This is a genomic window from Corallococcus sp. CA041A, from assembly GCF_003612075.1.
Taxonomy (GTDB): domain Bacteria; phylum Myxococcota; class Myxococcia; order Myxococcales; family Myxococcaceae; genus Corallococcus; species Corallococcus exiguus.
Genome location: NZ_RAWF01000327.1, coordinates 1 through 10117, shown reverse-complemented (window position 1 = coordinate 10117; position 10117 = coordinate 1). Strand labels below are relative to the sequence as shown.

The 10117-nt window shown below is 68.9% G+C and carries 7 protein-coding genes and 1 pseudogene; 6 read left to right on the top strand and 2 right to left on the bottom strand.

The features are described from left to right. Positions 1–68: 68 nt before the first annotated feature. Complete coding sequence (locus tag D7V77_RS37090) at positions 69–1061, bottom strand: NAD(P)-dependent oxidoreductase (protein WP_120580973.1); 993 nt, start codon at positions 1059–1061, stop codon at positions 69–71. Positions 1062–1441: 380 nt separating this feature from the next. Between D7V77_RS37090 and D7V77_RS37085 the strand changes: the two genes are divergently transcribed. From D7V77_RS37085 to hemH, 6 genes are all read left to right on the top strand, one after another. Beyond that, a complete protein-coding gene (locus D7V77_RS37085; protein ID WP_014394388.1) occupies positions 1442–1774 on the top strand; it encodes an SWIB/MDM2 domain-containing protein in 333 nt (110 codons plus the stop codon). Positions 1775–1961: 187 nt separating this feature from the next. Continuing rightward, a complete protein-coding gene (treY, locus tag D7V77_RS37080; RefSeq protein WP_211487300.1) occupies positions 1962–5069 on the top strand; it encodes a malto-oligosyltrehalose synthase in 3108 nt (1035 codons plus the stop codon). Then, a complete protein-coding gene (gene glgX, locus D7V77_RS37075; RefSeq protein WP_120580972.1) occupies positions 5066–7210 on the top strand; it encodes a glycogen debranching protein GlgX in 2145 nt (714 codons plus the stop codon). Before treY ends, glgX begins: the two co-directional genes overlap by 4 nt. Before the next feature lie 35 nt (positions 7211–7245). Next, entirely contained in the window at positions 7246–8238 is a 993-nt protein-coding gene (locus tag D7V77_RS37070; protein ID WP_120580971.1) for a TerC family protein, read from the top strand. Positions 8239–8312: 74 nt separating this feature from the next. Next, the gene (gene apaG, locus D7V77_RS37065; protein ID WP_120580970.1) at positions 8313–8696 is read left to right on the top strand and encodes a Co2+/Mg2+ efflux protein ApaG; all 384 of its coding nucleotides are present in this window, start codon (positions 8313–8315) and stop codon (positions 8694–8696) included. Between the two features lie 25 nt (positions 8697–8721). Further along, entirely contained in the window at positions 8722–9789 is a 1068-nt protein-coding gene (hemH, locus tag D7V77_RS37060; protein ID WP_120580969.1) for a ferrochelatase, read from the top strand. Here the strand turns inward: hemH and D7V77_RS44005 are convergent. Beyond that, positions 9764–10117 (bottom strand): annotated as a pseudogene (locus D7V77_RS44005) (hypothetical protein); the annotation flags it as partial. The gene hemH and the pseudogene D7V77_RS44005 overlap by 26 nt on opposite strands.

Below are 10117 nucleotides of genomic sequence, written 5' to 3'. Positions count from 1 at the left end.
CCTGGGGGGGGTCCGGTCAACGAAAGCGGAAGGCCAGCGTGGGCTGCGGGCCCTTTGGGCGCATGGGGCTATAACCAGCCCTGCGCGCGATACCATTCACCACTGCGAGTGATGGACTCCGCCAGGCCACGGCGCGGCCGGAAGCCCAGCAGGCGTTCGGCCTTGGCCCCCGAGCAGGTCCAGGCCGGGGCCAGGAGCTGCCGCGCCAGCTTCCGGTTCAGGGGGAGCTTGCGGCCCGTCAGCCGCGTCACCCCGTCCGCCGCCGAGGCCAGGGCGGTCAGCACCGCCGGGGACAGCCTCCAGGTGCGCGTCTGGAAGCCCAGGGCCTTCGCCCCCAGGTCCTGCATCTCCTCCAGGGTCAGCCGCTCCGGCCCCGCGCAGAAGAACGCCTCCCCCAGGGCCTCCGGCTTCTCCGCCAAGACGAGCAGCAGGTCCACCACGTCCTCCACGTCCACCAGGGACAGGGGACGGGGGCCTCCGGCCAGCTCCAGCCGGATGCCCTTCTTCCCCAGCTTGAAGAACGTCAGGTTTTCCCGGTCTCCGGGCCCGAGGATGCGCGGCGGGCGGATCACCGTCACCGGCAGCCGGTCCTGGAAGGAGAACGCGATGCGCTCCGCTTCCGCCTTGCTCTCGCCGTACCACTCATGCGGATGGAAGGCGTCCTCCTCTACATGGGGGCGCTCCGGGGTGGAGGGGCCGTGGGAGGCCAGGGAGCCGCACATCACCAGGCGGGGACGGGGCTCTGGCAGGGCGGCCATGGCCTCACAGATGAGGCGGGTGCCCTCCGCGTTGACGCGCATGAACTCATCGCGCAGCGCGGCGCGGCGGATGCCGGCCAGGTGGAAGACGACGTCCACGCCCTTCACCGCGCTGGCCAGCGAGGCGGGGTCCGTCACGTCGCCCACCACCCGCGTCCAGGGGTGGCCCGCCAGGGCCTTTTCCAGCTCGCGGGTGTCCGTGGTGGGGCGCAACAGGCATGAAATCTGGTCGCCGCGAGCCGCCAGCGCCCGCGCGAGCCAGGTCCCCAGGAAGCCACCGGCACCAGTGATGAGGGCATTCATGGGCGCTGTTTCATCCGAAAAGCCACATCCCGTCCACCGCCGAAAAGGGCAGGGTCCCCCCCGAGGGGGAGGCTGCTCCGGGTGCCGACTTTCCGCCTCCGGACGCGCCGCGAGGCACAATCCCCGAGGGAAAACGGCCTCCGGAGCCGGATTCTGGCGCTCCGGACGCGTCGCGGGACTTCCGTTCCCGAGGGAAGAATGCGCTGCGGGGCCGAGTTCTAGCCTCCGAAGCCGTCGCTCCGAGGAGCCCCAGAGGGAAAAAGCGCGCGATGGACGCTGTTTTTCGCTCTAGGCCGTGCTACTACGCGCCATCGGCTCTAGCTTGAAGATGAAAGCACGCCGTGCAACGTCCCCTTCGGAGGGGAGGAGACACAAGACGAATGGCCGCCAAGAAAGCCGCTGCGAAGAAGTCTGCCCCTGCTGCCGCGAAGAAGGCTCCTGCCGCGAAGAAGGCCGCGGGCCGTAAGCCCAACGCCGCGTTCATGAAGGAGATGACGCCCTCCGCTGAGCTGGCGGCGATCGTCGGTTCCAAGGCGCTGCCCCGCACCGCGGTGGTCAGCAAGATCTGGGACTACATCAAGAAGAACAACCTCCAGGACGCGAAGAACAAGCGCCAGATCAACGCCGACGACAAGCTCAAGCCCATCTTCGGCGGCAAGAAGAACGTCACCATGTTCGAGATGACCGCGCTGGTGAACAAGCACCTGAGCTGAACGGTGCAGGGCCCGTCGGGGCCGTCGCCGGTAGCCCGAAGGACCCTGGGGGCTCGTCACGCATCGCGCGGGACGGGCCCTCCGCTTTTTCCCTCTGGACCGGCCGCCCGTCCGGAGCGTTGAAAAGGGGGCGAAGGCGCATCTGCCCGCTGGCGGACGCGCCGCGTCGGACCTACCTCTGGGGGTCATGTTCCACGACGGTTCCGAGGCAGGGGAGCGCTCCGCGCGGGTGGCGGACGCGGATGGCACGAACACGGCGGTGGAAGCCCAGGCGGAGGGCCTGTTCGAACAGGTCCAACGCGAGCTGCAATCGCGCCGCGGCACGCCGCTGTCCACCTACCGGATGCAGTTGCATCAGGGCTTCACCTTCCAACAGGCGAAGGCGCTGGTGCCGTACCTGGCCCGGCTGGGCGTGAGCGACTTCTATGCGTCGCCCTACCTCAAGGCCACGCCCGGCAGCACCCACGGCTACGACTGCGTGGACCACCAACGGCTCAACCCGGAGGTGGGCACGGAGGAAGAGCACGCCGCCCTCTGTGACGCCCTGAGCGAGCACGGGCTGGGGCAGGTGCTGGACGTGGTGCCCAACCACATGGGCATCGAGCGGGACAACCGGCTGTGGTTGGACGTGCTGGAGAACGGCCCATCGTCCGTCTACGCGAAGTTCTTCGACATGGACTGGCGGCCGGTGAAGGACGAGCTGGCGGACAAGGTACTGCTGCCCATCCTGGGCGACCAGTACGGCATCGTGCTGGAGCGCGGCGAGCTGAAGCTGTCCTATGAGTCCGGCGCCTTCCATCTGCACTACTACGACCACCGTCTGCCGGTGGCGCCGCGCCAGTACGCGACCCTCCTCAAGCACGGCCTGGAGCGGTTGGAGAAGCAGCTGGGTCCGGAGTCGACGCACCTGGTGGAGCTGCTCTCCATCCTGACGGCCCTGGACCACCTGCCGCTGCGCACGGAGGTGGACGCGGCGAAGGTGACGGAGCGGCACCGCGAGAAGGAGGTCATCAAGCGGCGACTCGCCGCGGTGGTGGCGGACAGCGCGGAGCTGGCGGCGTACGTGGAGGAGAACCTCCGGGTGTTCAACGGCACGCCCGGCAACGTGCGCTCCTTCGACCTCCTGGATTCGCTGCTGCAGAACTGCAGCTACCGGCTGGCGCACTGGCGCGTGGCGGGCGAGGAGATCAACTACCGCCGCTTCTTCGACATCAACGGCCTGGCCGCCATCCGCGTGGAGGACGCGGACGTCTTCCAGGAGGCGCACCAGCGCATCTTCGAGTGGCTGCGCGAGGGGCGCGTCACGGGCCTGAGAATCGACCACCCGGACGGCCTCTTCGACCCCACCGCCTACTTCCTGGACCTGCAGGAGCGCTTCTTCGTGGAGCGCGCGCGGGCGCGCTTCGACGCGGAGAAGAAGGAGGGGGACGACGCGCGGTGGCCGGAGGTGGAGGCGCTCTTGCGCGCGAAGTGGCGGCGCCAGGTGATGGACACGCCGGACAGCCCGCTGCGCAAGGCGCTCTTCGTGGCGGTGGAGAAGATTCAAGGCGGCCGCGAGCGCATCCCGGAGTCGTGGGCGGTGCACGGCACCACCGGCTACCGCTTCGCCAACGCGGTGAGCGGCCTGTTCGTGCACCCGGCCGCGGAGGCGCACCTGACGGAGACGTACGAGCGCTTCGCGGGCGGCACGCAGGACTTCGCGGAGTTGGTGTACCAGAAGAAGCTGCTCATCATGCGCGTGAGCATGGCCAGCGAAATCAACGTGCTGGCGCACGAGCTCAACCGCATCTCGGAGATGAACCGCCGCACGCGCGACTTCACGCTCAACAGCCTGCGGCGCGCGCTGGTGGAGTTCATCGCGCTGTTCCCCGTGTACCGCACCTACGTGGACGGCTGGCGCGCGGAGCTGGACGTGCGCGACGTGCAGTACATCGAGTGGACCCTCCAGCGCGCCAAGGAGCGCAACACCACCACCAACGCCTCCATCTTCGACTTCCTGCGCGACATCCTCCTGGGCCGCTACCCGGAGCACGTGGGGGATGAAGAGAAGGCGGTGATGCTGCGGTTCGCGATGAAGCTCCAGCAGGTGACGGGCCCCGTCATGGCCAAGGGCCTGGAGGACACCGTCTTCTACATCTACAACCGGCTGGTGAGCCTCAACGAGGTGGGCGGCGAGCCGGAGCACTTCGGCATGCGCGCCACCACCTTCCACCTGCGCAACCAGGAGCGCGCGGAGCGCTGGCCGGCGAGCATGCTCACCTCCAGCACCCACGACACCAAGCGCAGCGAGGACGTGCGCGCGCGCATCAACGTCCTCACGGAGCTGCCGGAGGACTGGCGGGAGAAGGTGCGCGCCTGGGCGGACCTCACCCGGCCCTTCGTCAGCCACCTGCCCTCGGGCCCCGCGCCGTCGTCCAACGACGTCTACCTCTTCTTCCAGACGGTGGTGGGCGCGTGGCCCATGGGCGAGCAGGTGCCCGAAGGCGAGTGGAAGGAGTTCCACCGCCGCGTGCGCGAGTACATGGGCAAGGCCATCAAGGAGGCCAAGGTCCGCACGTCGTGGACCAACCCGGACGGCTCCTACGACGACGCGGTGGCGCGCTTCGTGGACGCGTGCTTCGACCCCTCGAAGGGCCAGGCCTTCCTGGATGACATGAAGGCCTTCAAGCGCCGCATCGAGCGCGCGGGCCAGCACAACGCGCTGGGGCAGCTGCTGCTGAAGCTGGCCTCGCCCGGCGTGGTGGACACGTACCAGGGCTGCGAGCTGTGGGATTTGTCGCTGGTGGATCCGGACAACCGCCGGCCGGTGGACTACGCCCTGCGCGAGCGGCTGCTCACGGCGCTGGACGACGCGGCGGCGAAGGACCGGCCCGCCCTGTGCGAGCGGCTGGTGAAGGACCTGGATGACGGGCAGGTGAAGCTCTTCGTCCTGGCGGAGGCGCTGCGCCTGCGTCAGAAGTACGCGGACCTGTGCCGCGCGGGCGGTTACGAGGCGCTGGAGCTGTCCGGGCCGCGCTCGCCCGCGGCGGTCGGCTTCGCGCGCACGCACGGTGACAGCGTGCTGATTGCCTGCGCGCCGCGTTACACGCTGGAGGCGCTGGAGTCCGGCGGGCTGGCTCAGGCGTATGACGGTACGTTCCTGAACCTTCCGGAAGCATATGCGGGCATGATGTTCCGCAATGTCTTCACCGGGCGCCCCGTCCGTCCCCAGCAGGGGCCGGGAGGCGTGGGGCTGGCCCTGGGGCCGCTCCTCGCGGAGTTCCCGGTGGTGCTGCTGGAGAGGAGCACTGGATGAGAAGGGCCGAGGTGCTTCCAGGGAAGCCGTTTCCCCTGGGCGCCACGTACGATGGGAACGGCGTGAACTTCGCCGTGTTCAGCGAGCACGCGAAGAAGGTGGAGGTCTGTCTCTTCGACCCCGCCGACCCCAAGAAGGAGACGCGCCGCTTCCCGTTGCTGGAGACCACGAACCACGTCTTTCACGGCTACATGCCGGGCGTGCACGCCGGCTGTCTGTACGGCCTGCGGGTTCACGGTCCGTATGAACCGAAGAAGGGCCTGCGCTTCAACCCGCACAAGCTCCTGGTGGACCCCTACGCCCGCGCGCTGCACGGTCAGGTGGACCCCAAGGCGCCCATCCACGGGTACGTGCACGGGGGCAAGGAGGAGGACCTCGTCATGGACACGCAGGACGACGCCTGGGGCGTGCCCAAGGCGGTCATCCTGTCGGACGGGTTCGACTGGGAGAATGACAAGCGGCCGGAGGTCCCCTGGCACAAGACGGTCCTCTACGAGCTGCACGTCAAGGGCTTCACCAAGCTGAACCCGCGCATGCCGGAGCACCTGCGCGGCACGTACGCGGGCCTGGCGCACCCGGCCAGCATCGAGCACCTGAAGAAGGTGGGCGTGACGAGCGTGGAGCTGCTCCCCATCCACGCCTTCATGGACGAGCCGTTCCTCACCCAGAAGGGGCGCTCCAACTACTGGGGCTACAACACGCTGGGCTTCTTCGCTCCGGACGCGCGCTACTGCGCGTCGGGCTCGCTGGGCGAGCAGGTGGCGGAGTTCAAGGGGATGGTGAAGCTGCTGCACCGCGCGGGAATCGAAGTGATTCTCGACGTCGTGTACAACCACACCTGCGAGGGCAACCACCTGGGGCCCACGCTGTCCTTCAAGGGGCTGGACGCCGGCGCGTACTACCGGCTCAGTGAGAAGGACCCGCGCTACTTCATGGACTTCACGGGGTGCGGCAACTCGTGGAACGCCACGCACCCGTATGCGCTGAAGCTCATCGCGGACTCGCTGCGCTACTGGGTGGAAGTGATGCACGTGGACGGCTTCCGCTTCGACCTGGCGACGACGCTGGGACGCGACAGGCACGGCTACGACACCCGCGCGGCCTTCTTTCAAATCCTCCACCAGGACCCCGTCTTGAGCCGCGTGAAGCTCATCGCGGAGCCGTGGGACGTGGGGGACTACGGCTACCAGGTGGGCAACTTCCCGGTGCTGTGGAGCGAGTGGAACGGCAAGTACCGCGACACCATGCGCCGCTACTGGAAGGGTGACGACCGGCAGGCGGCGGAGATTGGTTCCCGGCTCACCGGCAGCTCCGACCTGTTCGCGCTGTCCGGCCGCAAGCCCACGGCGAGCGTGAACTTCGTCACCGCGCATGACGGCTTCACGCTGCACGACCTGGTGACGTACAGCCAGAAGCACAACGAGGCCAACGGCGAGGAGAACCGCGACGGCGCCAATGACAACCACGCCTGGAACTGCGGCGTGGAGGGGGAGACGAACGACCCCAAGGTGAACACGCTGCGCGAGCAGCAGAAGCGCAACTTCCTGGCGTCCCTCTTCCTGTCACAGGGCGTGCCCATGCTGGTGGCGGGCGACGAGATGGGCCGCACGCAGAAGGGCAACAACAACGCCTACTGCCAGGACAACGAGCTGTCGTGGGTGAACTGGGAGCTCAACGAGAAGCAGCGCCAGCTGTTGGACTTCACCGCTCGCATCATCAAGCTGCGGCGCGAGCAGCCGGTGCTCTCCAAGCGCCGCTTCTTCCGCGGGGCCCACATCTGGGACAGCGAGCTGAAGGACCTGGCGTGGTTCCGGCCGGACGGCAAGGAGATGAAGCGCGACGACTGGGAGAAGCCCTACGTGCGCTCCCTGGCCTTCCTGCTGGGGGGGGACGCCATCGCCACGCCGGACGACGAGGGCCACCGCATCGTCGGGGACACCTTGCTGGTGCTGCTCAACGCGCACCACGAGCCCATCACCTTCATGCTGCCCGCCCTGGAGTGGGGCGCGGACTGGGAGCTGGTGGTGGACACCGCGGCCACGGGGGAATCCCTGCGCACGCACACCCCGGCGGGCGGCAAGGTGCAGGCGGCGGGACGTTCCCTGGTGGTCTTGCGGCGCCCGGCGACGGAATGGGAGTAGCCGCCGGGGCCGTCCCGGAGTAGGCAGCGGGCGTGATGACCCACACGCTCTGGCCCTGGGTGGCCTTCAACGTCTTCGTCCTGGCGATGCTCGCCATGGACCTGGGGCTGTTCCACCGCAAGGAGCACGCGGTGTCGTCGAAAGAGGCGACGCTGTGGACGCTGGTGTGGGTGAGCATCAGCCTCGCGTTCTGCGGAGGCGTGTTCCACTACGGCGGCAAGGGGCCGGCGCTGGAGTGGCTGACGGCGTACGTCGTGGAGTACGCGCTGTCGGTCGACAACCTCTTCGTCTTCCTGATGGTGTTCGGCTACTTCCGGGTGCCGCCGCAGCACCAGCACCGGGTGCTCTTTTGGGGCATCCTGGGCGCGTTCGTGATGCGCGCGGTGCTCATCGTCGCGGGCACGGCGCTGGTGGCCCGCTTCGAGTGGCTCATCTTCCTGTTCGGCGCGTTCCTCGTCTACACGGCCTCCAAGATGCTCTGGGCCAAGGACGACGACGACGTGGACCCGGAGGCGGGCTTCATCGTCAAGATGGCCCGGCGCCTGCTGCCGGTGTCGCGCCAGGGAGACGGCAGCCGCTTCTTCCTCCACGAGGATGGCCGGCGCAAGGTGACGCCGCTGTTCATCGTGTTGCTGGTGGTGGAGGCCACGGACCTGCTCTTCGCCATGGACTCCATCCCGGCGGTGCTGGGCATCAGCAAGGACCCGTTCATCATCTACACGTCCAACGTCTGCGCCATCCTGGGCCTGCGCTCGCTCTTCTTCGTCGTCTCCAGCCTGATGGAGAAGTTCCATCTGCTGAAGGCCGCGCTGGGCGTCATCCTGGCCTTCGTGGGCGTGAAGATGCTCATCGAGCACTGGTTCAAGATTCCCATCGGCATCTCGCTGGCGGTGATTGGCGGGTGCCTGCTGGTGGCGATCGTGGCGTCGCTGGTGTTCCCCAAGCCCCCGGAGGCGGCGGGCTCCACCCCGGTGGCGGACGCGGACAAGGCCCCGGACGCGCCGGCGCGGGAGCAGGACCGCGGCTGACGGGGGCCCTGGAGCCTCGGGAGACCCCTGCGTTTCCCTTGCATCGGACGGGAGTCGCTGCCAAGTCTCCCGGCATGTCCACCGCCACCACCGACGGCATCCGCGTCACCGTGGAGCCGACCTTCTGGCCGGAGCGCAGCACGCCTGAGTCCGGGCAGTTCGCCTTCATGTACAAGGTGGTGCTCTTCAACGAAGGCACCGTCCCGGCGCAGCTGCGGTCGCGGCATTGGATCATCACCGACGCCCAGGGCCACGTGGACGAGGTGAAGGGCGAGGGCGTGGTTGGCCGTCAGCCGCACCTCAAGCCGGGCGAGCGGTTCGAGTACACCAGCTGGGCGATGCTGAAGACGCCCTTCGGCACCATGCGCGGTGGCTACGAGATGGAGCGTCCGGACGGCACGCGCTTCGAGGCGCGCATCGCCGAGTTCGCGCTCACGCTGCCGCACGCGCTGCACTGAAAAAGACTCCCGAGGGACTTCGCGCATGGCCGTGCCGACCACGAAGCGGGGACTGCTGCTCGTCAACCTGGGGACGCCGGACGCGCCCGAGTCCGGGCCGGTGCGCCGCTACCTGCGCGAGTTCCTCAACGACCCGCGCGTCATCGACATCCACCCGGTGGGGCGCTGGTTCCTCCTGAACCTCTTCATCCTTCCCTTCCGCCCCGCGAAGAGCGCGGAGGCGTACCGCAAGGTGTGGATGAAGGAGGGCTCGCCGCTGCTCGTGTACAGCCGCGCGCTGGAGGCGCGGGTGCGGGAGCAGCTGGGGGACGACTACGAAGTCGAGCTGGCCATGCGCTACGGCAACCCGTCGCTGCCGGACGCCATCGCGCGGCTGAAGGCGAAGGGCGTGTCGGAGTTCACGGTGCTGCCGCTGTACCCGCACGAGGCGGCGTCGTCTTCCGCGTCGTCGCTGGCGCGCACCTACGAGGTGCTGGCGGAGGGCTGGGACGTCCCCAACGTGCGCGCGGTGCCGGCGTTCTGGGATGACGCGGGCTTCCTGGACGCGTTCGCGTCGGTGGCCCGGCCGGTGATTGCCGACATGCGCGCGGACCACGTGCTCTTCAGCTTCCACGGGTTGCCGGAGCGGCACATGCGCAAGAGCGACCCGACGGGAAAGCACTGCCTGGCGTCCTCGGGGTGCTGTGACGCCATCACGGCGGAGAACCGGCACTGCTACCGCGCGCAGTGCTTCGCGACGGCGCGGATGCTGGCCCAGCGGCTGGCGCTGCCGGAGGGCGGCTACACGGTGTCCTTCCAGTCGCGGCTGGGGCGCACGCCGTGGGTGAAGCCCTACACGGACCTGGTGCTGCCGGAGCTGGCGGCGAAGGGCGTGAAGCGGCTGGCGGTGATGTGCCCGGCCTTCGTGGCGGACTGCCTGGAGACGCTGGAGGAGGTTGGCCTCCGTGCGAAGGAGCAGTTCGTGGAGGCGGGCGGCGAGTCGCTGACGCTGGTGCCGTCCCTCAACGCCCACCCGGAGTGGGTGGACGCCGTGGTGCGGATGGTGCGCGCTTCGGACGGCCCGGCCCCTACGGCGCGGGCGGAGTCGCGGTAGGCGCGGGCGCTGCTTCCGGAGCCTGGGGCGCGGCCGGAGCCTGCTGGGGCGCGCTGACGGGCGTGATGCGGGCCTTGTAGGTGCCCGCGGGCAGGTTCACGGCGGGCTGCGCGGGGCCGTTGAGGGCGGTGGACAGGGTGCCCTCCCAGGAGCGCCACTGGCCGGCCTTCACCAGGAACTCGCCCTTGCCGGTGACCTTCACGGTGGCGCCCAGCTCGGTGCCTTCCGGCTGTGCGGTGGGGGCGGGCGCGTCGTCCAGCTCGTTGGGGACCTCGATGGCGGTGTTCTCGGGGCCCGCCTGCTTCGCGGCCTTGTCCTTCTTGGGGAG

Bases quoted from the DNA above. Each gene is read 5' to 3' on its own strand.
- D7V77_RS37090 (WP_120580973.1), bottom strand. From the start codon at position 1,061: ATGAATGCCCTCATCACTGGTGCCGGTGGCTTCCTGGGGACCTGGCTC.
- D7V77_RS37085 (WP_014394388.1), top strand. From the start codon at position 1,442: ATGGCCGCCAAGAAAGCCGCTGCGAAGAAGTCTGCCCCTGCTGCCGCG.
- treY (WP_211487300.1), top strand. From the start codon at position 1,962: ATGTTCCACGACGGTTCCGAGGCAGGGGAGCGCTCCGCGCGGGTGGCG.
- glgX (WP_120580972.1), top strand. From the start codon at position 5,066: ATGAGAAGGGCCGAGGTGCTTCCAGGGAAGCCGTTTCCCCTGGGCGCC.
- D7V77_RS37070 (WP_120580971.1), top strand. From the start codon at position 7,246: ATGACCCACACGCTCTGGCCCTGGGTGGCCTTCAACGTCTTCGTCCTG.
- apaG (WP_120580970.1), top strand. From the start codon at position 8,313: ATGTCCACCGCCACCACCGACGGCATCCGCGTCACCGTGGAGCCGACC.
- hemH (WP_120580969.1), top strand. From the start codon at position 8,722: ATGGCCGTGCCGACCACGAAGCGGGGACTGCTGCTCGTCAACCTGGGG.